The following is a 22,700-nucleotide window of genomic DNA, read 5'->3' as shown; positions in this document are numbered from 1 at the left end:
GGCTTGCCAGCGATAGCGCCTTCACTGTCACCGCAAACCTGATGTCACGCGGACTGACTTACGCCAACTTCAATTTCCGCTTGGCAACCAGCAAGGCACTGATGCTAAGTGCCGCCGCCAGGATCAGATAAAAACTCGGCGCCAACTGCGACCCGGTCAGCGCGATCAGCCCCGTGGCAATCACTGGCGCAAAGCCCCCAAAGATCGTCACTGAGAGGTTGTAGCTCAACGACATGCCCGTCACCCGGGTACGGATCGGGAACACATCGGCCATGAGTGAGGCCAGCGGTGCAAAGTACACGGCCTTGATCAGCGCCATCATCGAGACGACGAGCAATAACGACGTTGCACTCGGCACTTTGTTCAGCCAGACGAAGGCCGGGAAAATACTCAGGATGTAGATGATCGAAGCCCAGAGCATGATCTTGATACGGCTGACGAACCCGGCGATGAAACCGACAACGGGTGTCACCAGGGTCAGGATCAGGCCGCCGGTCAGCGTCGCCAGAAAGCCTGACGACTGCGGAATGTTCAACGTGGTTGACGCATAGGAAGGCATGTACTTCATCATGAAATTGGACGCCGTCGACACGATCAGCACGCCCATCGCGACCAGCAGCAATGTCTTCTGCGAAACAAACACCTCCCTTAGCGGCTGTGAACCCGGCTCGCTTTCCTTGAAATCAGGCGACTCATCCACCGTACGGCGGATATAAAGACCCACCGGGCCCAGAATCAAACCGAAGAAAAACGGTACCCGCCAACCCCATTCGAGCATCTGATGATCATCCAGATTGGTCGTCAGGAAGTAGCCGAACAACGAGGCGATCACCACGCCAAAGCCTTGACTGGCAAATTGCAGGCTCGCGACAAAGTTACGCGTCTTTTGCGGCGCGTGTTCCATCATGAACGCGGTTGAGCTACCGAACTCGCCGCCGGCGGAGAACCCTTGCAGCAGGCGCGCAAACAGGATTCCGAGGGGGGCGATGACCCCGATAGCGGCATAGCTGGGCATCACCGCGATCATCGCCGTGCCGATCAGCATCAGCAATATGGACAGGCTCAAGGCTTTCTTACGACCTTGCCGGTCGGCATAGGAGCCCAGTACCGCAGCACCCAGCGGGCGAATCAGAAACGAAATGCCGAACGTTGCGAACGCCAGAAACAGCGACACTGCCGGGTCCGTTGCGGGGAAGAATACCTTGCTGATGGTTAACGCAAAGTAGGCGTAGACCGACAAGTCAAACCATTCAAGGGTGTTGCCGATCAAGGCGGCACCGACCGGTTTCCATAGGGGCTGTGCTTGTTCGATGGCGGGTGTGGACGACAGCGCTGTCATGTTCGACGCTCCTGGTTTTTGTAAGTGTGTGAGCGGCAGGGATAAAAGGTGGATCAGGGCCCTGTTTTTGATGCGCGGGCTTGCGCCCTATCGCCCAGTTCCCAGAACAGTGCGGTCATGATTTGCAGGCCTTCCAGCACCACCGAACCCAGCAGGTGTTCATCCGGCGCATGTTGCGAACAGCCGGGGTAGGAATGTGGAATCCACAAGGTCGGCAACCCCAATACATCAGCGAAAATGTCGTTGGGCAGCGTACCGGCAAGGTTCGGCAGTACGGCGATCGGCCTCGGTGTGGTGTCGCTGATGACCTTTTTTGCGAAGCGCACCCAGGGATTGTCAGGGTCTAACCGAGTGCTGGGCGTGCAGCGATCAACGACGATGTTGACGCCGTGAAAGCCCTCAGCATCCAAGTGCTGGCGCAGCAGGTGCTCCAGGTTCTTCCAGTCTGTACCGACCACAAAGCGCAATTGGCAATGCGCAATCGCCGACGGTGGAATGGCATTCACCGGCTTGGCCGGATTGCCCGCCGTGAACGCGAGGACTTCCAGGGTATTCCAGCCAAAGAGCCGTTCACCCAAGGTGAGGCCAGGCTCACCCCAGTCAACATCCAGAGGTCTGCCGAGGGAATGTTGATCAATGCCCAAGTCGTGGATGGCTTCGCGCACTGCGTCGGGTATGGAGCAGGGCACCAGCCCCCGGCACAGAATACGGCCGTCCTGATTCACCAGGCTGGCCAGTGCGTTGGCCAGCACCACGGCCGGGTTGGACATCACGCCGCCCCAGTTGCCAGAGTGCAAGCCCTTGTCGCGTGCCTGCACCTCAAGGGAAAACAGCGCCGAGCCGCGAGAGCCGAGAAAAATCGTCGGGCGGTTGTCACTCAGGCGCGGGCCGTCCGAGGCGATGAATACATCGGCTTGCAGCAGTTGGCGATGCTCCGTGCAGGCCTCGCGCAACCCGGGCGAGCCACATTCTTCGCCGGTCTCGAACAGCACCTTGACGTTAAACCCCAGCCGTCCGTCGCGGGCCTTGATCACCGCCTCCAATGCCGTCAGGTTAATGCTGTGCTGGCCTTTGTTGTCGGCGGTGCCGCGGCCATACCATCGGTCGCCTTCCACGGTCAGCGCCCACGGGTTAAGGCCTTCACGCCATTGCTCGGCATAACCGAGCACCACATCGCCATGCCCATAGGTCAGCACCGTTGGCAGGCCCGCGCCTTCATGACGCGAAGCAAACAGCAGTGGGCCCGCGCCCTTCGGGTTCTCAAGGGCCTGGCATTCAAAGCCCATCCGCTCCAGCGCCGGTTGTATTTCCTCTTGCAGGTACCGTGTCAATTCCGGCGCTTGGCCGGGGGCCTGGCTTTCACTGCGAATAGCGACCCGGCGACGCAAGTCGGCTTCGAAATGACCGTCAGTGAAGGCGTGGCGAACACTGTCGAGGGCGTGCTGCTTGGACATGAGCGTTCCGATAAGGGCTGAGTGATTCAGGCCAATATAGAAGTCGCCCATCGCACTGTATATTGCTGTTTTTTGAAGACTGGCTTCTAATTAATAGATGCCTTTGTGCGCGGGAAACCCATGGATTATCGTTATTTTCTGGCCGTGTTTGATTCAGGTTCGCTGGCGGCGGCGGGTGAGCGCCTGCATATCGCCCCCAGCGCGGTCAGCCGCCAGATCGCCCTGTTGGAGGAAAGTATCGGCGTGCCCTTGTTCGAGCGTCGGCCACGGGGCATGGAACCGACGGCGGCGGGCAGCGCGCTGGCCCACCACGCCAGGCGCGCCTCGTTGGAGGAACAAGCGCTGCTGTCGGAGTTGCGCGGTGGAGATTACCCCGGCGCGCGCGTGATTCGCCTGGTCTCGACAGAAGGGCTATCGCGCTATTTTCTGCCGAACGTGCTGATCCAGCATTACCGGCAACACCCGGATTTCCAGTACGTGTTGGAGGTGATGTCGCCGTTCGAATGCGCAGAGAAAGTGAAGCGTGGTGATGCCGACGTCGGGTTGACGTTCAGCACAGAGCCGACCGATGGTGTCGAGATCCTCTATTCAGGCCGCTCGGCGATACGCGCGATCATGCGCGCCGGCCATCCGCTGGCGACGCACAAGCAATTGCCCCTGCGCGCGCTCGCGCCGTTCCCCTTGGCGCTCACCCCCAAAGGCACGACCCAACGGCAGCTATTCGACCTGGTCTGCGAAATGGAGGGACTGGCCTTCAACCACGTGATGACCTGCAACTACTCCGGAGCCATCCACGAGTTTGTGCGCCACACCGACACCATCGCGTTGGGCGGCGCAATCAGCCAGCGGGTGAATGGCAGCGATGAGCTGGTGTCGATCCCGCTGACAAACCCTCGATTTGCCGACCGCTCCGTTCAAGTCCTGACCATGCCCAAACGCACACTGCCACCCTCGTTGCAGCGGTTTATCGAGACCTTGATTGACTGCCTTGAGACCGTCGGCTGAGAGCGGTTACCGTCCTTCCAGCAACGCCCCGGCCTGATCCAGCAGCGCCAGCGGATCACTCGCCTTATGAATATCCACCGATAACAATTGCCTGAACTTACGCGCTCCCGGAAACCCAGTCCCCAATCCCAAAATATGCCGAGTGACATGGTGCATCGAGCCACCGCTCGCCAAATGCTCGGCAATATAAGGCCGCAACTGCACCAACGCCTCAGCTCGGCTGATCACCGGCGCCGCACTGCCAAACAACTGCTGATCCACTTCCGCCAGCAAATACGGATTGTGATAAGCCTCCCGGCCCAGCATCACCCCATCAAACGTCTGCAAATGCTCATGGCACTGCTCCAACGTCTTGATCCCACCGTTGAGAATGAACTCCAGCGCCGGGAAATCCCGCTTCAACTGCGCCGCCACGTCATAGCGCAACGGCGGAATGTCACGGTTCTCCTTCGGCGACAACCCCTCCAGGATCGCAATCCGCGCATGCACCGTAAAACTGGTGCACCCCGCATCCCTCACCGTCCCGACAAAATCACACAGCTCGGCATAACTGTCCCGCCCATTGATCCCGATACGGTGCTTCACCGTCACCGGAATCGACACTGCGTCGCGCATCGCCTTCACACAATCGGCCACCAGGGCAGGGTGCGCCATCAGGATTGCGCCGATCATGTTGTTCTGCACCCGATCACTCGGGCAGCCGACGTTCAGGTTCACTTCGTCGTAACCGGCGGCTTCAGCCATGCGAGCGCAGGCGGCCAGGTCGGCGGGGACGCTGCCGCCCAACTGAAGTGCAAGCGGGTGCTCGGCTTCGTTGTGGCGCAGGAAGCGGTCGTGGTCGCCGTGGAGGATAGCGCCGGTGGTGACCATCTCGGTGTAGAGCAGGGCGTGTTTGGAGAGCAGGCGCAGGAAGAACCGGCAATGGCGGTCCGTCCAATCCATCATAGGTGCAACGCTAAAGCGGCGAGAGAGTGGCGCAATTTGTAGAGACATGGGCAATCTGAGTCAACGAGGCGAATGGCGCGCAGTTTATCAGGGATGCCTCTTGGGTGTGGCAGAGGCATTAGCTGCGTTTTTCACCGTGTTGAGAGTTGCGTGAACATTGGAGGCAGCCCCCGATAGCCATTCACCTCGAATAAGCAGTCCGCCGCGGCAAGCTGTGTTCAGCGCGAATGCTATTTTCACTGAATTTCTTGCTCGCCGAATCACCAATACCCGTCGCGCGGGTTTCTTCCTTGATGTTGCTGCCCCCCAGGTAAGTGCCGCGCAGAATGCGATAGGCGTGTACCAGTTCGTGGGCCAGGCCAATGAAGCTCGTCGAGCTGTCTTCATAGCTCATCCCGGTGGGAACGCCTTGGGCGTCCAGTGCGAGGCTGGAGTAGGGGTTCCATGTCACTTCGACACTGGTGCCGGGCCCTTTGAAAATCCACTTTTTCAAGGCGTCGGTTGCATTGCCGACGGAGGCGCAAGTGTTCGGCGTCGTCGAGTAATCGCTGGCGATAGCGACGATCTTGATGGTTTTACCGGTACTGGGGCCGCAAAGCTCATTGATTTCCTTGAGCAGGTCGCGCCCGGTGTTTCTCGACTCGATCCTTTGCAGCGCGGTGATCAGGTTGTTCATGAATTCAAGGCTGGCTGACTCCAGGGTGATGTTGGGGAAGGCGCTGTAGTTTTGGATCATCACCTGTGTTCCTTATGATCTTGAAATGACTAGGAACACAACACGCAGCCGCCGACTTTTATTCCATGGCGTTTGGGCTGGGTAAGTCCCGACGCGCCACGAAGGGATAACCTGAACCCACCCTGTCCCCTCGCAAAGTTTCATCATCTCCCACGCCTTTGAGGTCTACGATCCTCTTCAAGAGAGGACCTCCGTGCCTCCGGTCCATAGGGAACTGAAAACATGATCTCGAACCTCGTCAAAGTCGTGATGGTCGCTGGTGCGTTGCTGTTGAGTGCTTGTTCGTCGGGGTCGTCGGGCGGTAGCAGTGACCCTTGTTTTTCGGGGGGATGCCAGGCGTTTGGTGACCACAGTCCTGGCAAAGCCGCCAAGATGAATTTTGGTGGCGGCAGTGGGTTGGGGAGCAGTTTTGGGGAGTATGGGGCGGGGTTGATGCATGACGATTGATAGGGCTTAGGGCTGCTGCGCAGCCCAGCGCGGGGCGAGCCCGCTCACTACAGGGATGGGTGTTCAGTTTAGGCTTGGGCGTGAGCTGAGCCCAGGATCAGGCGCAGGCCCAGCGCGCCCATGACCAGGCCGGCGGTGCGGTCAAACCAGTGTTTTGAGCGCAGGTACGCGGCGCGAGGCCGTTCCGACGAGAACGCCAGCGCGACGACGGTGTACCAACCGGCCTCAATCGCAAAGATTGCCGGTAGCAGCACGGCAAAGGTCCAGGCCGGGGCGTGCGCCGGTAAGAACGCTGCAAAGATACTGCCGTACACAATCGCCGCTTTCGGATTGCTCAGTTGCGTTACTGCCGCCAGCGTGAAGGATTTGCGTGCGCTTTGTGGGCGGCCATCGGCGGTGGTGGGTACGACGATCGGGCTTTTTGCCGAGCGCCACAGCTGTACGGCCAGCCAGGCCAGGTAGACGCCGCCGAGTATTTTCAAAATCACGTACAGCCATTCCACTTTGGCCAGCAGCGTTTGCAGGCCGAACAGGCCGAGCCCGCCGTACACCACGCCGCCGACGCCCATGCCCATGGCCGCCGCGAGTGCGTCGCGCCGCGAAAGGGCGATGGCGGTGCGGGTGACGAAGACGAAGCTGGGGCCGGGGCTGGCAGCGCCGATGGCAATGGCGCCGAGGATGCTTAGCAAGGGGAGAGTGATGTCCATGGGGCCCTTCGTTTTATGTTGGGGTTGTTCGAATCAACATAACAATTCAGGGCCCGCGTTTATTCCGTTCAGTGCCCGCCTTTCATGCGCCTTGCGATCAGGTAGAGGCCGAGCCCGATCAGCGCAGTCACCGCACCAATGTAACCCGTGCTCGTCCATCCATACCCCGCCGTAATCGCCATCCCGCCCAGCCACGGCCCCAGCGCGTTCGCCAGGTTGAACGCCGCATGGTTGGACGCTGCCGCCAAGCTTGGCGCTTCATGGGCGATGTCCATCAAGCGGATTTGCAACGGCGCCGCCATGGCGATCATGGTGCCGACCAGGCCGATGCCCAGCAGCACGCTCCACAGCGAGCTGGCGGCGAAGGTGAAGAAAATCAGCACGGCCATCGACCACACCATGATCCAGCCCACCGCGCGAAATTGCAGGCGATCAAACAGCTTGCCGCCGGCGATGTTGCCGATGATGCCGCCCACGCCAAACGCGGCGAGGCCGAAGGGAATCCACTGCGGCGAGACTTTAGTCACTTCAAGCATGGTCGGCGCCAGGTAGCTGAACACGCAGAACATCCCGGCAAACCCGATCGCGCCGATGGACAGCGCCATCCACACCTGGGGTTTGGTGAAGGCGCGCAGTTCCTTGCGCGGGTCGCTGCGTTGTTCGTCGTGACGGTGGGGGACGAACTGCCAGACCAGTAAGAGGGTGCACAGGGCAATCACGCTGACCAGCGCGAACGCCGAGCGCCAGCCCAGGTGTTGGCCGAGGAAGGTGGCGATGGGGTTGCCGAGCAGCATGGCCAGGGTCAGGCCCATCATCACGCGGGCCACGGCGCCAGCGCGTTTGTCGTTGGGCACCATGCTCGAGGCCACCACCGCAGCAATCCCGAAATAGGCGCCGTGGGGCAGGCCGCTGATGAAGCGGAAGGCCACCAGTGAGCCGAAGGTCGGGGTAAACGCCGTGGCCAGGTTGCCCAGGGCATACAGGCCCATCAGCAACAACAGCATATGTTTGCGCAACAACTTGGCGCCGAGGATGGCCAGCAGCGGCGCGCCGACCATCACCCCCAGCGCGTAGGCGCTGATGGCGTGGCCGACTTGCGGTTCGCTCAAGCCCAGGTTCTGCGCGATATCGGGCATCAAGCCCATGATGGCGAACTCGCCGGTGCCGATCGCAAAGGCGCCCACGGCCATGGCAGCTTCCATTTTGGCGGCGCTGCGCGCGGGCAGCACGTGCCCGGGTGTTTGCTGGATAGTCATGGGTAACTCTATTTGGATGAAACGCACGAAGGAGAGCCGCCGATGCTACGCAACAGGCGGCGAAGGTGTCTAGAACAGCCTTTTGCGTGAGAGTTCCAGGCCTGTGACCCCAGGTCGCGCCTGTCGGGCTTGACACTGGCGCGTTAAAACCCGCGATTTAGAGCTGTCAATTGGCCAAACGGCGCATAAAGGCCATCTGCCGTGATATTCTGCGCGCCGTCTTGGTCTAGTCTTTCCCTGGTGCGTACATCCGTATACGTCCCAGCGATTGGCTGTCGCCCAGGTAGCTGAAGCCAATAATGATAAGAAGTCAGCGCAGAAGGGACATAAAAGTGAGGTCGATACGTCGGCCTTGTGTGCCCACCCTGCGGTCTCCTCGTGAATGTGCAAACCCCGCGGTGCGTTGCCTGGCGCACCGTGATGGAGGGCTGCCCATGATCAGGGGCGGTGGGGCGGATGGCGTTTTATCATAGGTGCTACAGATGTTTAAAAAACTGAACACTGCCCTGCTGGGGCTGGCTTTGTCGGTGGGGATCACGTCCGTTCACGCGGAAGAGGCAAAGAAAGTCGATGTGCTGCTGATCGGCGGCGGCATCATGAGTGCAACCCTGGGTGTATGGCTCAACGAGCTGCAGCCGGACTGGTCGATGGAAATGGTCGAGCGCCTCGATGGCGTGGCCGAAGAAAGCTCCAACGGTTGGAACAACGCCGGTACCGGTCACTCGGCCCTGGCTGAGCTGAACTACACCCCGGAAGACAAGAACGGCAACGTTGAGATCCCCAAAGCGGTCGAGATCAACGAAGCGTTCCAGATCTCCCGTCAGTTCTGGTCCTGGCAGGTCCAGCAGGGCGTGCTGAAGAACCCGCGTTCGTTCATCAACTCCACTCCGCACATGAGCTTTGTGTGGGGCGATGACAACATCAAGTTCCTGAAAAAGCGCTACGAAGCCCTGCAAGCGAGCCCGCTGTTCGCTGGCATGCAGTACTCCGAAGACCCGGCTGTGATCAAGAAGTGGGTCCCGCTGATGATGGAAGGGCGTGACCCGAACCAGAAAATCGCGGCCACCTGGACCCCGATCGGCACCGACGTGAACTTCGGCGAGATCACCCGCCAGTTCGTCGCCCACCTGCAAACCACGCCGAAGTTTGACCTGAAACTGTCGAGCGAAGTGCAGGACATCACCAAGAACGCCGACGGTTCGTGGCGTGTGAGCTACAAAAACCTGAAAGACGGCACCAAGACCGAAACCGACGCCAAGTTCGTGTTCATCGGCGCGGGCGGCGGTGCACTGCACCTGCTGCAAAAATCCGGCATCCCTGAAGCTCGTGAATACGCTGGCTTCCCGGTAGGCGGCTCGTTCCTGGTCACCGATAATCCAGCCATCGCCGAGCAGCACCTGGCCAAGGCCTACGGTAAAGCTTCGGTTGGCGCGCCACCGATGTCGGTTCCGCACTTGGACACCCGCGTGCTGGATGGCAAGCGCGTGATCCTGTTTGGCCCATTCGCGACCTTCTCGACCAAGTTCCTGAAAGAAGGCTCGTACCTGGACCTGCTGACCAGCACCACCACCCACAACATCTGGCCAATGACCAAAGTCGGTATTCGTGAATACCCACTGGTCGAGTACCTTGCAGGCCAGTTGATGCTGTCGGATGACGACCGCTACAACGCCCTGAAAGAGTACTTCCCGAACGCCAAGAAAGAAGACTGGCGTCTGTGGCAAGCCGGTCAGCGCGTGCAGATCATCAAGCGTGACGAAGAGCAGGGCGGCGTCCTGAAACTCGGTACCGAAGTGGTCAGCTCCGCCGACAACACCATCGCTGGTCTGTTGGGTGCATCGCCAGGCGCGTCCACCGCGGCTCCGATCATGCTGACCGTGCTGCAAAAGGTCTTCAAGGACAAGGTCGCGACCCCTGAGTGGCAGGCCAAGCTGCACCAGATCGTACCGAGCTACGGCACCAAGCTGAACGACAGCCCTGAAGCAGTTGCCAAGGAATGGGCCTACACGGCTGGCGTCCTGCAACTGACTCCACCGCCTGCGATCCCGCAACTGGCTGCACCCAAGGCCACCGAGGCTGCCAAGCCTGCGGCAGAGCCAAGCAAGCCGGCGTCTGACCTGGCGCTGTAAGCCAAGCCCGATGCAACAAAGCCCGCTGAACCGGTAACGGTCAGCGGGCTTTTTATTTGTAGTGAGCGGGCTTGCCCCGCGCCGCGGAGTGTCAGCGAGCCACGATGCGCCTGATACACCGCGGCGCGGGGCAAGCCCGTAGCATCCGTAGGGCATGAGGCATCTGTCGTTCAGCCTATTGATAGACACCACCGGTTAAAAAACCAGAGCCAAGAAGAAGCAACTAACTTTGTAGTGAGCGGGCTTGCCCGCGCGGCGGTGTATCAGCCAACCACGATGCAACTGGAACACCGCGGCGCGGGGCAAGCCCGCTCACTACAAGCATCCGGGGGGAGGCATCTGCCGTTCAGCCCGCCGACAGACACTACCTGTTAAAAAGAATCCAGAGCCGAGCAGGAGCGAGGCTGCAGCAAAGGGGGCATTTTCAGTGTGTTTGTTGGGCGAGTACGCCCGAGGGTTTTTGTATGTTGCTACGTTATGCAGCAATGGCAGCGGTCGTCGTCGCAGCGTCCGGGTGTGTGCAGGAACGGGTCGTGCACGAGCGTGGGCCGGTTCAGCGTGAATATGTCGAAGTCGTCGCGCCGCAGCCGCCACCGGTGCAGGTGATCGAAGTTGAGCCCGCAGCCCGTTACGGCTACGTGTGGTCCCGTGGCTACTGGCGCTGGGAAGGCGGGCGTTATGTGGCGGTGCACGGCCATTGGGAGGCCGTGCGCGAGGGTTATCGCTATGTGCACCCGCACTGGGTGCAACGTAACGATGGCTACCACTGGCAGGGCGGTGGCTGGGTACGTTGAGGCCTAGATCGGCTTCTGGGTACCGAGCAATCGCACCTCACGCAACAGCGCGGCACCGAGTTGATCGGTGCCCAGCTCCTTGTAGCCCACGGCCTTGATGTCACCGTTTTCTTCCGCCTGGATGATGATCACCGGCGTCTCTTTGCCGGTGGCTTCATCCACATGCAGGGCGTACTGCGGAATATCCACCTTGATCGGCGTGCCTGCTGCCTGGCCTTTCACGTTGATCAAGAACGCCGCACAGCCGGTGTCGACATCCTGGCTGGTGGCAGAGCGCCCGCTGACGAAGCAGGTTTTCGGCAAGTCGGGCCAAGTGATGGCTTCGGCGTTGGCAAAGGCCGAAGCCATGCTCAAGGTAGCGAGAAGGAGCATGCGCACGGTGAGTATGTCTCTTGATCACGGTTGAACGCGATTTTTACCAAAGGCTGAATAGCGTAGCAATGCCGTGGCTCAGTTCAGTGGTTTCATTCCAGCAGCCTTGGCGGCATTGAGGTCGAACGTGGCCGTGTACTTGCAGCCGGCCGAATGAGCGCACCGCTCGATCAGACAATCGGCAAAATCGGCCTTGTTGGCTGAAAAGCGTCGCAGGGCCTGCCAGATGATCTCGGCATGTTCGATGGTCAGCTCGCGGGTGCGCAGCAGCGTTTCCAGCACCGCCACCACTTCACTTTTGGTCGACTGGTAGCAGCTTTGTAAAACCCACACCAACTCAACCACCGACACCAGGCTGACAAAACCTGGCGACAGTGTGGAGAGCGATTCGATCAGCTCGGAGGCCTTGGGCGATTGAACGGGGTCATCCTGGGTGACATAGCGCACCAGCACGTTGGTATCCAGGCCGATCATCCCGCTTTGGCTCCTTGCGTTGCGATAGCGCGATTCATGTCCTCGACCGAGACGGCCTTGGCGGGTTTGCGGATCAGGCCCTTGAGGTCTTGCACGGTTTTACTCGCCGAGATGATCGAGAACTTGCCGTCCTCCATTTCGACGAACTCGACGCGGTCGCCTGTTTCCAGGCCCAGGGCGGTCCTCACCTGGACCGGAATAGTGATTTGCCCTTTTGAAGTCAGTGTGGCGGTTGCCATATTAAAAATCTCCATCGCAATGCTCCTTACCTTAGGGTAAGGAATAGTGAAGGACAAGATCCGTTGGTCCATAGGTCGCTCTTCTGGTGTGGGTGAGTGGGAACAGGTAAAACGTTAGCCCGACTCATCCCATCGGCACGCCTGAAAACGACTGTAAAGAGATACAACATATGACCGATCGCCAGCTCATCATTCCCACCGCCATGCAACCCATCGTCGAACGCGCCGGCTACGTGCCCGCTGTCAAAGTCGGCAAAACGCTCTACTGCGCCGGGCAGGTCGGCCGTACCTCCCAATTGGCCGTGATTGAGGACCCCGAGGCGCAATTCGTCGCCGCCTGGGAGAATCTGCGTCAAGTTTTGGAGGAGGGGGGATGCAGTTTCGATGACGTGGTGGACATGACCACCTACCACGTGAACATGAGCCAGCACATGGCGGTTTTTCGTGAGGTGAAAAACCGCCTGTTCCCACGCGGGCATTGCGCCTGGACCACAATCGGGGTGTCGGAACTCGCACACCCCGGCCTGCTAGTGGAAATCAAATGTGTGGCGGTGCAGCGCTAGTTACTGCACCACGCGATAGCACGGCACATACGCCGCGCCGCCCGGCAACTTCATGCGGTGCTGGGCGACGAACGCCTGCAGCAGTTCGTCCAGCGGTTTCATGATGGCCGGGTCGCCGTGGATTTCATAAGGGCCGTGCTGTTCGATCAGGCGAATGCCCTTGTCCTTGACGTTGCCCGCCACAATCCCCGAGAAGGCGCGGCGCAGGTTGGCCGCCAGTTCGTGGGGTGGCAGCGCATGGCTCAGTTGCAGGCTGGCCATGTTGGCGTGGGTCGGGTCGAACGGGCGTTGGAAGCCCTCGTCGATCTTCAGCAGCCAGTTGAAGTGGAACGCGTCGTTGCGCTCGCGGCGGAACTGCTTCACGGCCTTGAGGCCGGCCGTCATCTGGCGAGCCACTTCGGCCGGGTCGTCGATGATGATCTGGTAGTGGGCCTGCGCCGCATCGCCCAGGGTGGCGCCGACGAATGCGTGCAGTTGTTGCAGGTAAGGCGCGGCGTGTTTTGGCCCGGTGAGGATGACCGGGAACGGCAGGCCCTTGTTGTCCGGGTGCATCAGGATGCCCAGCAGGTACAGGAACTCTTCCGCCGTGCCTGCGCCACCTGGGAAGATGATGATGCCGTGACCGACGCGCACGAAGGCTTCCAGGCGTTTTTCGATATCCGGCAAAATCACCAGCTCGTTGACGATCGGGTTCGGCGCTTCGGCCGCGATGATGCCAGGCTCGGTCAGGCCGAGGTAACGCCCGCCGGTAATGCGTTGCTTGGCGTGGGAAATGGTCGCGCCTTTCATCGGACCTTTCATTACACCAGGGCCACAGCCGGTGCACACGTCGAGGCTGCGCAGGCCCAGTTCATGCCCGACTTTCTTGGTGTATTTGTATTCTTCGGTATTGATCGAGTGCCCGCCCCAGCACACCACGATCTTCGGCTCGACACCCGGGCGTAGCGTGCGGGCGTTGCGCAGCAGGTGGAACACGTAGTCGGTGATGCCCTGGGAGTTGCTCAGGTCGATGCGCTGGCTGTCGAGTTCGTTCTCGGTGTAGACGATGTCGCGCAGTGCACTGAACAACATCTCACGGGTGCTGGCGATCATTTCGCCATCGACGAACGCATCGGCCGGGGCGTTCAGCAGTTCCAGGCGCACGCCGCGATCCTGCTGGTGGATGCGCACTTCAAAGTCTTTATAGGCGTCGAGAATAGTCTTGGCGTTATCGATATGTGCGCCGGTGTTGAGGATGGCCAGGGCGCACTGGCGGAAGAGGGTGTAGATACTGCCGGTGCCGGCTTCACTCAGTTGCTGCACTTCACGTTGAGACAGGGTTTCGAGGCTGCCCTTGGGGCTGACGGAGGCATTGATGACTTGACGTTGGGGCATTCTGATTCCTTGAAAGCACAGCCACCGCGCCCTGTTGAAACGCGATGGCTCGAGAATGGTGGGCGCCGAATACGGACGCACGAGACGATTTTTTACCCCAGTCGCAATGCCGGGTGCAAATACCGTCCAGCACCATCATGCCGCAGAACTTACTGAATCAGCTTCCAGTTTTTGTAGAAAACCCGACGCAGGGTAAAGACCAGCCCGGCAAAACCCGCGATCACGGCGTTGAGCACCGACGGCAGCAAGGTCGGTCGCACAATATCAATGAACAAGCAGTAACGTTTTGCGTCGTTCTTGTTGAAGGACGCGTGCATCAGCGTGTCATCGAAGATAAACAGCGGGTCGTCGTGCCAGTAATGCTTGTGCTTGCCCACCTGGATGTACACACCCTCGTGGTGAGGGGCCGGCGCCATGTTGTAGAGCACGCGGAACATCATGCGCAGCGGGCCGAAGTGAAACGACGTCGAACGGTTTTCGTTGAACACCGAGACGCCGATGGTCTTCACGAACGGCAGTTTCTTGCGCAGTTGCGGGATATCCAGGCTGGTTTCGATCGGGCGACCGTACCATTGGAAAAACAGCATGCCGCGTTTTTTCTCGGCCATGCGCTCGTCCAGGTAGCCGATGATTTCATCCTTGCGGGCCATGGCGTCGTCGATCACTTGCTGCAGGTCTTCGCGCCAGGCGGGTGGCAGGTCACGCATCGTGTAGACATGGCGATTGCGTTGGCTCACCAAGTCGAACAGGGTGTTGAACGGTGCCAGCAGCCAGGTGTTGCGGCCACTGCCGATGAAATATTTCTTGATCGTGTCAGTGTCATACAGACCATTGCGCAGGAAATCGTAAACGCCGCAGAACACTACCAGCAGCGCAAACACCAGGGTGGTCCGTGGGAAGCAGTAGATGAACAGCAGAACACCGAGCGCCCAGGCGACGGAGATCAGCTTCTTGCGAACAGCACTTTTACTCATGAAACGTGGCTCCGGACATGAAACATAACGAAACAATGTAGTCATGATAGGGGGTTATGACCCCGGCGGGCGTTTTAAATATTGCGAAATTGTGAAGGCCCGACACAGTTTTTAACCCTTGCGACGGCCGATCCTGCGTTTTTGGGATTGGATTTTGTAAACAGAAGATTTGCGACTATCGTGACGCTTCGGTTTTTCGGACGTCATAGACCCGTACGAATGAAGTTGAATGGCCACCACTGGCCGTCGACCCCTTGGAAGAGGCAGAAATTTTATGATCATCAAACCGCGGGTTCGTGGCTTTATCTGTGTGACCGCTCACCCTGTTGGCTGTGAAGCGAACGTCAAGGAACAGATCGACTACGTGACCCAACACGGCGCCATCGAAGGCGGCCCGAAGAAGGTGCTGGTCCTGGGCGCTTCCACCGGCTACGGCCTGGCCGCGCGCATCAGTGCTGCGTTTGGCTGCGGCGCCGATACCCTGGGCGTGTTTTTTGAGAAAGAAGGCGAAGAGGGCAAGCTGAGCTCCGCCGGCTGGTACAACAGCGCCGCATTCGAGAAGTTTGCCGTTGAAAAAGGCCTGTACGCCAAGAGCATCAATGGCGACGCGTTCTCCGACGAGATCAAGCGCCTGACCATCGAAACCATCAAGAAAGACCTGGGCAAGATCGACCTGGTGGTCTACAGCCTGGCCGCGCCACGCCGTACCGACCCGCAAGGCGTGGTGCACAACTCCACCCTCAAGCCGATCGGCAAGGCCGTGACCCTGCGCGGTATCAACACCGACAAGGGCGTTGTGGTCGACACCACCCTGGAGCCTGCGACCCAGGAAGAAATCGACGGCACCGTCAAAGTGATGGGCGGCGAAGACTGGCAGCTGTGGATCGACGCCCTGCGTGATGCCGACGTGTTGGCCGAAGGCGCCAAGACTACCGCGTTCACCTACCTCGGCGAGAAGCTGACCCAGGACATCTACTGGAACGGCTCCATCGGCGAGGCCAAGAAAGACCTGGACAAGAAAGTCCTGACCCTGCGCGACCACCTCGCCGCCCTCAAAGGCGACGCCCGTGTGTCGGTGCTCAAGGCGGTGGTGACCCAGGCCAGCTCGGCGATCCCGATCATGCCGCTGTATCTGTCGCTGCTGTTCAAAGTGATGAAAGAGCAGGGCACCCACGAAGGTTGCATCGAGCAGGTCTACGGCCTGTTCAAGGACAGCCTGTACGGCAAAGAGCCGAAACTTGACGCCGACGGCCGCCTGCGTGCCGACCTGGCTGAGCTTGAGCCGAAAGTCCAGGACGCCGTGGCTGCACTGTGGAACCAGGTGACCGACGACAACGTCAACGAGATCAGCGATTTTGCCGGCTACAAGGCAGAGTTCCTGCGCCTGTTCGGCTTTGAAATCGACGGCGTGGACTACGATGCTGATGTAAACCCGACCGTGAAAATTAATGGCTTGATCCAAGCTTAAACACGGTCGAAAAAATGTGGGAGCGGGCTTGCTCGCGAATACGGAGTGTCAGTCACTGAATATGGCGACTGATGCACCGCTTTCGCGAGCAAGTCGAATCGTCGCACCGCCGCTCCCACATTTGTTTTGTGTAACGCCCAAGAGCCTTCCTACGCGCCATTGCGCTCCTATCCTCCCTCACAATCTGGCAGACTCCTCTGGCTATCAAGCCACGCTAACGGAGAATCTGATGACGATTCGTGCAGTAGTTTTTGATTTCGGCGGTGTCCTGTTCGACTGGAGCCCGCAGCACCTCTACCGCAAGCTGATTGCCGACGACCATGAACGGCAATGGTTTCTCGACACCATCTGCACCCAGGCCTGGAACACCGAGCAGGATGCCGGCCGCACCTTGGCAGAAGGCACTCGCAGCCTGATCGAGCAATACCCCCAACACCGAACGCTGATCCAGTCCTACTACGACCGCTGGCACGAAATGCTGCGCGGGCCTTTGCCGGACGGTGTGGCAATTCTCGAGGCGCTCCACGAGGCCGACATGCCCTTGTTCGGGCTCACCAATTGGTCAGCCGAAACCTTTCCGTATGCCCGGGCCAACTACCCGTTCCTGCAGCGTTTTCGCGACATCGTCGTGTCCGGCGAATTGAAGCTGATCAAGCCGGATCCGGCGATCTATCACGCCAGCCTCGCCCAGGTGCGCGCCCATCTGCCGGATATCCAGGCCAGTGAGGTGGTGTTTATCGACGATGTGGCCGGCAATATCGAGGCCGCCGTCGCACTCGGTTGGCAGGGCGTTCATCACGTGTCGGCCGAGCGCACAGCGGCACGCTTGCGTGAGTTGGGCGTAGGTTTCTAGCGCGCCCACTGCTCCATCGCGAAGTCCACGAACGCCCGCAGCTTGGGTAGGCGATGACGGTCCTGGCGATACAGCAGGTGCATGGGGCGGCTGGGCAATTTGTAGGTGGTCAACAAGGCCACCAGTTTGCCGCTTTCCAGGTCCGGGTGTACCAGGGCATCGGCCAGCATGATGATGCCCATGCCGTTCACGGCCGCCTGGCGCAAGCCTTGTGAGCTGTTGATGGTCAATGAGCCGGACACCGGAACCTCCACCTCGCCCCCGTCATTGCTCATGCGCCACAGTTTGCCGGTGTCGCGCCAGTTGTCATTGGCCGGGTAGGCGAACGCCAGGCAGTCGTGCTGTTGCAGGTCATCGGGCGTCTGCGGCGTGCCGCGTCGCGCCAGGTAGTCAGGTGATGCGCAGAGGGTGAGGGTGTAGTCCTGCATGGGCCGGGCGATCAGGCTGGAGGTTTCCAGTTCGCCCAATCGGATCGCCACGTCAAAGCCGCTGTCGACCAGGTCCATTCGCTCGTTGCTCAGCACGACGTACAGGTTGATCAGCGGGTAGCGCTTGGAAAATTCGCTCAAGGCTGGCACAAGGCGTTCAGTGCCGAATACCGGGGGCGCGGTGATACGCAGGTCGCCCTTGGGGGTTTCGCTGTGGATCTGTTCGGCCAGCAGCTCAGAGTCGGCCACCAGCCCCAGTACTTCCAGGCAGCGCTGATAGTACTCCCCGCCAAATTCGGTAAGGCTTTGTTTGCGGGTGGTGCGCTTGAGCAGGCTGACCCCCAGCCGTTGTTCCAGGGCGCGCAGGTGGTTGCTGACCATGGTGGTCGACATCCCGCACTCCTGCGCCGCGGCGGTCATGCTGCCGGTCTCCACCACCTTTACGTACACCGTCATCGCTTGGAACAAATCCATTATCAAGCCCAGGTTTAAAGTCATTGCAGGTTTGCACAGTTTATCCAGCTCGGGTGGCTAACGATACTGGGTGCACTGACACACTGCCTTGGAGTTCGACGCCATGACCGCCGCCTGCCTGATGACCACCTATCAACCTTCGCCTTTGAGCTTCACCCGTGGCCTGGGCACGCGTCTGTGGGACCAACAGGGCCGCGAATACCTGGATGCCGTGGCCGGTGTGGCCGTGACCAACGTCGGGCATTCCCACCCCAAGCTGGTGGCAGCCATCAGTGAGCAGGCCGGCTTGCTCTTGCACACCTCCAACCTCTACAGCATCGACTGGCAGCAACGGCTGGCCGAGCGTCTGACCGGCTTGTCAGGCCTGGACCAGGTGTTTTTCAACAACTCCGGCGCCGAGGCGAATGAGACGGCATTGAAACTCGCTCGGCTGCACGGCTGGAAAAAGGACATCGAAGCACCGTTGGTGGTGGTGATGGAGAACGCCTTTCATGGGCGCACCCTCGGCACCATGGCCGCCAGCGATGGTCCCTCGGTGCGCCTGGGTTTTCAGCGCCTGCCGGGGGATTTCCTCAAGATCGGCTTTGGCGACCTGGCTGCGCTGGAGGCAATCACCCAGCAGTACGGTGCGCGCATTGCGGCAGTGCTGCTGGAGCCGATCCAGGGCGAAAGCGGCGTCCTGCCTGCGCCACCGGGCTATCTCAAGGCCTTGCGTGATCACTGCACGCGCCACGGCTGGTTGATGATGCTCGACGAGATCCAGACCGGTATCGGCCGTACCGGCGCCTGGTTCGCGTTCCAGCACGAGGGCATTGTCCCGGACGTCATGACCCTGGCCAAAGGCCTCGGCAACGGTGTGCCCATCGGCGCCTGTCTGGCGCGTGCTTCGGTGGCCAAACTGTTCACCCCCGGCAGCCACGGCAGCACGTTTGGCGGCAATCCACTGGCCTGCCGTGTGGGCTGCACCGTGCTGGATATCATCGAGGAACAAGGCTTGCTGCAAAACGCCGCGCAACAGGGCGAACGCCTGCTGACGCGGTTGCGGGTGGCGTTGAGCGAATACCCGAATGTGCTGGCGATCCGTGGGCAGGGTTTGATGATTGGTATTGAACTGGCCGAGCCATTGCGTGACCTGGCCCTGCGGGCGGCCCAGGAGCATGGGCTGCTGATCAACGTGACGCGGGGCAAGATCATCCGGCTGTTGCCGCCGTTGACCCTGGATGCCAAGGAAGCCGAGATGATCGTGCGGGCCATTACCCGGTTACTGGATTGAAATGCGATTAAAGTGTGGGAGCGGGCTTGCCTGCGATTGCAGTGTGCCAGCCAACACAGTTGGCACAGATAGTCCGCTATCGCCGGCAAGCCAGCTCCTACAGTCAGGCGGTGTGATTTTCAGAGATCAGGCCCATTCAACCACTCCTGATTCATCGTCTCGGTATCCCCCAGGTACTCCAGCAACCACGCCATGGCCGGCGACAATTTGTTCTGTGCCCAGGCCACACACGACGGGCTGGCCGGAAACGGCCGGCTCAGTTGCAACGCCACCAACTCACCGCGCTCGATCCACGGCAACACCTGATGCGCCGGCGCCATGCCGACGCACAGGCCGTCGCGCAGGCAATCGATGGCCGAGGCCCAGTTGGGCACCACCAGCCGCCGTTGGTTATCCAGGGTCCAGGTGTCGCGCTTGGGCAGGTTGCGCGACGTGTCGGTCATGCACAGGGAGGCGAAGGGACGCAGCTGATCGTCATTGAGCAACCCCTCGACTGCCGCCAGCGGGTGCTTGGCACTGACCACGCACAGCCAGTTCAACAGGCCCATGTCACGAAACGTGAAGTGGCTGGCCACCGGCACCGCGCTGGTGGCGCCGATCACAATGTCGGTGCGCTCATCGGCCAGCGCATCCCACACACCGTTGTACACCTCGTATTCCAGCAGCAACTCCACTTCGGGAAACTGCCGGTAAAAATCCAGCACCAGTTGCCGGCAGCGCTGGGGTTTGACGATGGAGTCCACGGCCACCTTCAATTGGCCGCTCCAGCCATTGGCCACCTGCTGGCATAGCCGGCGCGTGCCGAGCATCTTTTTCATCACGCCACGGGCTTCTTCTATAAAGAGGCGGCCGGCGGGTGTCAGCTCCACGTCCCGGTGCCTGCGCACGAACAGTGGCACGGCCAGCCACTCCTCGATCTGACGCACCGTGTAGCTGATGGCCGACGGCACACGGTGCAATTCCTGGGCGGCCGCACTGAAGCTGCCATGGCGCGCTACCGCATCGACCACGTCCAGAGAGTATTCAGACCACATGATGGTTGCCTTCAAAATATTTGATCAAAGTGTCCAATTATTATCGCTTCACACAAAAACTGTCAGCTTCATAATGGCCGCCAGTCAGCAAATAGTTTGATGGCAGGATCTTCAAGGCTTCAATGAAAAATTCTTTTGGTTTCACGGGGTATCTGGCGGGGCTGAGCATGCTCGGTTATCTGGCCATGGACATGTACTTGCCGGCCTTCGGCGCCATGGGCGAACAGTTGCAGATCGGTGCGGGTGCAGTGGGCGCCAGCTTGAGTATTTTCCTTGCGGGCTTTGCGGTGGGGCAGTTGCTGTGGGGGCCGCTGTCTGACCGCTTGGGGCGCAAGCCGATCTTGCTCACCGGCCTGAGCCTGTTTGTGCTGGGTTGCTTGGGCATGTTCTGGGTCGAGACCGCGCCGCAACTGCTGGCGTTGCGCTTTGTCCAAGCGATTGGCGTGTGTTCCGCCGCCGTGAGTTGGCAGGCGCTGGTGATCGACCGTTACCCGGCCGACAAGGCCCATCGCGTGTTCGCCAGCATCATGCCGCTGATGTCACTGTCGCCGGCCCTGGCGCCGTTGCTGGGGGCGATGGTGTTAAACCACTTCGGCTGGCAAGCGATCTTCGGCGTGTTGCTGGGCGTGTCGTTGCTGCTGCTGTTGCCCACTTTGTTCCTGCGCACTGTACCGAAACGTCAGGCGCAGACGGGCGAACCTTCGCGCCTGGGTTACGGGCAACTGCTGACATCCCGCGTGTTTACCGGCAACGTGATGATCTTTGCCGCGTGCTCCGCCAGCTTCTTCGCCTGGCTGACCGCCTCACCGTTCATTCTGGGCGATATGGGCTACAGCCCGAATGACATTGGCTTGAGCTACGTGTTGCCGACCTTGGCATTCCTGGTGGGCGGCTACAGTTGCCGCAGCGCCTTGCAGCGTTATCAGGGCAAAACCCTGCTGCCGTGGTTGCTGGTGGCGTATTGCATCAGCATGCTGGCGTTGTACCTGGTTGCCACCTTGACTGTGCCGACCCTCACCACCTTGCTGATTCCGTTCTGCCTGATGGCCCTGGTCAATGGCGCGAGCTATCCCATCGTGGTGGCGAATGCACTGATGCCATTTGCAGAAAACTCCGGCAAGGCCGCGGCCCTGCAAAACACTCTGCAATTGGGGCTGTGTTTCCTCAGCAGTCTGTTGGTGTCGTCGATGATCGATCAGCCGTTGTTGATCACCGTGATCGTGATGCTGGCGACCGCGCCGTTGGCCGTGTTGGGTTACTGGCTGGCGCGGCCAAAAAACAACCCTGCCAAACTGGCCCAGGCCTGACCCCTGTAGGAGCCGGCTTGCCGGCGATCGCGGTCTATCAGCTAGCCCATTCGTCGCTGACCCACCGCTATCCCCGGCAAGCCGGCTCCTACAGGTTGGCGGGTGTCAGAAGGTGACTTCCATGTTCAGCGTCGGGGTTGAAGTGCGAGTACCCCGGCCACCGTCGACGCCGAACTTGTTATGCCAGTACTCATAACCCACGCCCAGGTACAGGTTCGGTTTCACGCTTTTGCCCGGCCGCACCGCCACCATCAGCGCGGTACGCATCAGCGCTTCCGGCGCGGTGTCGCGGCCGTGGTAGTCCTTGCCTTTTTCCCCGACGTAATTGATGAAGCCCTGAAACTTGACCGCGTGGCTGGCAACCTCGAACGGGCGCATCCACGTCAGGTTGAGCATGTAGGTGTCATCGAACGTGTGGTTCGACTCTTGCGCGCCGGGGATGCCGGTGTGGTTCTTTTCCTTGTAGTACATCAGGCTCAGGTCGAGCACACCGACGGTGTTGAATTTCAAGGTAGGACCAATCACCAGGGCGCGCTTTTTGGCTGACGCGACGTTGTTGTTGCGGTTGGCGTCAAACCCCGCCGTCAGGGCGTAATCCTTGATCAGGCCGGTGCCCAGCGGCACATCGAATACCCGCGACGCGTACAACTGGTGCCGGTACACGCCGTACACCTCGCTGCCGCCATGGTCCGTGCCTTTGCGCGGGTCGCTGCTGTCGGACAGGAACACATCAAGGTTGAAGTAGTTGCTGCCGTATGTGTAACCGCTGGCGTGGGTAAAGCTGTAGATGCGCTTGCTGAAATCGTCGGGGTTGTTCGGATTGGTGAAGTGCTGGCCGTAGCGAAAACCTACGCTGTTGTTCATCCATTCCACCGCGACAGCCTCCCCGCCGCCGAGGAGGGACAGTAAGACGGTTGCGCCGTGCAGTGCCTTTTTCATTGTTTTTATTCCTTTGGCGTTTGGCTCATGGCGGCCTTGCAGGGACCGCCGGGCGCAGTATCAGCACAAGGCTTGCGCGCGCCAAAGAACAGAATCTCGCCTGGGGCGATGCCGAA

The 22,700-nt window shown here is 60.1% G+C and carries 23 protein-coding genes; 9 read left to right on the top strand and 14 right to left on the bottom strand.

The features are described 5' to 3' along the window. Positions 1-58: 58 nt before the first annotated feature. Both M2394_RS18295 and M2394_RS18290 read right to left on the bottom strand, forming a co-directional pair. Positions 59-1,339 (bottom strand): MFS transporter, encoded by a 1,281-nt coding sequence (locus M2394_RS18295; protein ID WP_259173421.1) that lies wholly within the window; start codon positions 1,337-1,339, stop codon positions 59-61. A gap of 53 nt (positions 1,340-1,392) precedes the next feature. Further along, a complete protein-coding gene (locus M2394_RS18290; protein WP_259173420.1) occupies positions 1,393-2,793 on the bottom strand; it encodes a M20 family metallopeptidase in 1,401 nt (466 codons plus the stop codon). A gap of 120 nt (positions 2,794-2,913) precedes the next feature. Between M2394_RS18290 and M2394_RS18285 the strand changes: the two genes are divergently transcribed. Then, on the top strand, positions 2,914-3,798 hold the full coding sequence (locus M2394_RS18285; protein ID WP_259173419.1) for a LysR family transcriptional regulator: 885 nt from the start codon (positions 2,914-2,916) through the stop codon (positions 3,796-3,798). 6 nt (positions 3,799-3,804) lie between these two features. Here M2394_RS18285 and dusA read toward each other — a convergent pair whose 3' ends face one another. Together dusA and M2394_RS18275 are read right to left on the bottom strand one after the other, a co-directional pair. Continuing rightward, a complete protein-coding gene (dusA, locus tag M2394_RS18280) occupies positions 3,805-4,791 on the bottom strand; it encodes a tRNA dihydrouridine(20/20a) synthase DusA (RefSeq protein WP_259173418.1) in 987 nt (328 codons plus the stop codon). 133 nt (positions 4,792-4,924) lie between these two features. Next, positions 4,925-5,479 carry a M91 family zinc metallopeptidase gene (locus tag M2394_RS18275; protein WP_178921064.1) on the bottom strand — a complete coding sequence of 185 codons (555 nt, stop codon included), beginning with the start codon at positions 5,477-5,479 and terminating at the stop codon, positions 4,925-4,927. 222 nt (positions 5,480-5,701) lie between these two features. Between M2394_RS18275 and M2394_RS18270 the strand changes: the two genes are divergently transcribed. Then, positions 5,702-5,926, top strand: coding sequence for a hypothetical protein (locus M2394_RS18270; RefSeq protein WP_259173416.1), 225 nt, complete (start codon positions 5,702-5,704; stop codon positions 5,924-5,926). Positions 5,927-5,994: 68 nt separating this feature from the next. Here the strand turns inward: M2394_RS18270 and M2394_RS18265 are convergent, their stop codons facing one another. Beyond that, a complete protein-coding gene (locus M2394_RS18265) occupies positions 5,995-6,633 on the bottom strand; it encodes a LysE family translocator (RefSeq protein ID WP_259173415.1) in 639 nt (212 codons plus the stop codon). Between the two features lie 68 nt (positions 6,634-6,701). Further along, the gene (locus tag M2394_RS18260) at positions 6,702-7,889 is read right to left on the bottom strand and encodes an MFS transporter (protein ID WP_178919858.1); all 1,188 of its coding nucleotides are present in this window, start codon (positions 7,887-7,889) and stop codon (positions 6,702-6,704) included. Between the two features lie 482 nt (positions 7,890-8,371). On the opposite strand from M2394_RS18260, the gene mqo reads away from it, so the two are divergent. Both mqo and M2394_RS18250 read left to right on the top strand, forming a co-directional pair. Then, entirely contained in the window at positions 8,372-10,018 is a 1,647-nt protein-coding gene (mqo, locus tag M2394_RS18255; protein ID WP_176995379.1) for a malate dehydrogenase (quinone), read from the top strand. 464 nt (positions 10,019-10,482) lie between these two features. Continuing rightward, positions 10,483-10,812, top strand: coding sequence for a YXWGXW repeat-containing protein (locus M2394_RS18250; protein ID WP_031319816.1), 330 nt, complete (start codon positions 10,483-10,485; stop codon positions 10,810-10,812). A gap of 3 nt (positions 10,813-10,815) precedes the next feature. Here the strand turns inward: M2394_RS18250 and M2394_RS18245 are convergent, their stop codons facing one another. The 3 genes from M2394_RS18245 to M2394_RS18235 all read right to left on the bottom strand — a co-directional run bounded on the left by M2394_RS18245 (position 10,816) and on the right by M2394_RS18235 (position 11,912). After that, on the bottom strand, positions 10,816-11,184 hold the full coding sequence (locus M2394_RS18245; RefSeq protein ID WP_405046579.1) for a hypothetical protein: 369 nt from the start codon (positions 11,182-11,184) through the stop codon (positions 10,816-10,818). Positions 11,185-11,262: 78 nt separating this feature from the next. Then, entirely contained in the window at positions 11,263-11,658 is a 396-nt protein-coding gene (locus M2394_RS18240) for a PIN domain-containing protein (protein WP_259173413.1), read from the bottom strand. Then, positions 11,655-11,912, bottom strand: coding sequence for an AbrB/MazE/SpoVT family DNA-binding domain-containing protein (locus M2394_RS18235; RefSeq protein WP_178919860.1), 258 nt, complete (start codon positions 11,910-11,912; stop codon positions 11,655-11,657). The genes M2394_RS18240 and M2394_RS18235 overlap by 4 nt, the downstream gene beginning before the upstream one ends. A gap of 155 nt (positions 11,913-12,067) precedes the next feature. Here M2394_RS18235 and M2394_RS18230 point away from each other — a divergent pair, with 155 nt between their 5' ends. Further along, positions 12,068-12,460, top strand: a complete 393-nt coding sequence (locus M2394_RS18230) for a RidA family protein (RefSeq protein WP_178919861.1) — start codon at positions 12,068-12,070, stop codon at positions 12,458-12,460. On the opposite strand, the gene ppnN is transcribed toward M2394_RS18230, so the two are convergent. Together ppnN and M2394_RS18220 are read right to left on the bottom strand one after the other, a co-directional pair. Further along, positions 12,461-13,834, bottom strand: coding sequence for a nucleotide 5'-monophosphate nucleosidase PpnN (gene ppnN, locus M2394_RS18225; protein WP_178919862.1), 1,374 nt, complete (start codon positions 13,832-13,834; stop codon positions 12,461-12,463). Between the two features lie 149 nt (positions 13,835-13,983). Beyond that, positions 13,984-14,808 carry an aspartyl/asparaginyl beta-hydroxylase domain-containing protein gene (locus M2394_RS18220; protein ID WP_259173410.1) on the bottom strand — a complete coding sequence of 275 codons (825 nt, stop codon included), beginning with the start codon at positions 14,806-14,808 and terminating at the stop codon, positions 13,984-13,986. A 274-nt stretch (positions 14,809-15,082) separates the two neighbouring features. On the opposite strand from M2394_RS18220, the gene fabV reads away from it, so the two are divergent. Together fabV and M2394_RS18210 are read left to right on the top strand one after the other, a co-directional pair. Next, positions 15,083-16,276, top strand: coding sequence for an enoyl-ACP reductase FabV (gene fabV / locus M2394_RS18215; protein ID WP_259173409.1), 1,194 nt, complete (start codon positions 15,083-15,085; stop codon positions 16,274-16,276). Between the two features lie 229 nt (positions 16,277-16,505). Beyond that, positions 16,506-17,129, top strand: coding sequence for an HAD family phosphatase (locus tag M2394_RS18210; protein WP_178919865.1), 624 nt, complete (start codon positions 16,506-16,508; stop codon positions 17,127-17,129). Here M2394_RS18210 and M2394_RS18205 read toward each other — a convergent pair. Next, a complete protein-coding gene (locus M2394_RS18205; protein WP_259173407.1) occupies positions 17,126-18,031 on the bottom strand; it encodes a LysR family transcriptional regulator in 906 nt (301 codons plus the stop codon). The genes M2394_RS18210 and M2394_RS18205 overlap by 4 nt on opposite strands. A gap of 103 nt (positions 18,032-18,134) precedes the next feature. Between M2394_RS18205 and M2394_RS18200 the strand changes: the two genes are divergently transcribed. Continuing rightward, positions 18,135-19,304, top strand: a complete 1,170-nt coding sequence (locus M2394_RS18200; protein WP_259173405.1) for an aspartate aminotransferase family protein — start codon at positions 18,135-18,137, stop codon at positions 19,302-19,304. A gap of 119 nt (positions 19,305-19,423) precedes the next feature. On the opposite strand, the gene punR is transcribed toward M2394_RS18200, so the two are convergent. Further along, the gene (gene punR / locus M2394_RS18195; protein WP_259173404.1) at positions 19,424-20,338 is read right to left on the bottom strand and encodes a DNA-binding transcriptional activator PunR; all 915 of its coding nucleotides are present in this window, start codon (positions 20,336-20,338) and stop codon (positions 19,424-19,426) included. Positions 20,339-20,460: 122 nt separating this feature from the next. Between punR and punC the strand changes: the two genes are divergently transcribed. Then, positions 20,461-21,645, top strand: coding sequence for a purine nucleoside transporter PunC (gene punC, locus M2394_RS18190; protein WP_259173403.1), 1,185 nt, complete (start codon positions 20,461-20,463; stop codon positions 21,643-21,645). 105 nt (positions 21,646-21,750) lie between these two features. On the opposite strand, the gene M2394_RS18185 is transcribed toward punC, so the two are convergent. Further along, a complete protein-coding gene (locus tag M2394_RS18185; RefSeq protein ID WP_259173402.1) occupies positions 21,751-22,584 on the bottom strand; it encodes a nucleoside-binding protein in 834 nt (277 codons plus the stop codon). Positions 22,585-22,700: the final 116 nt, after the last annotated feature.

Source organism: Pseudomonas sp. BIGb0164, assembly GCF_024810135.1.
GTDB lineage: Bacteria > Pseudomonadota > Gammaproteobacteria > Pseudomonadales > Pseudomonadaceae > Aquipseudomonas.
The sequence above is the reverse complement of the archived record's forward strand: the minus strand, read 5'-3'. Positions and strand labels throughout refer to the sequence as shown.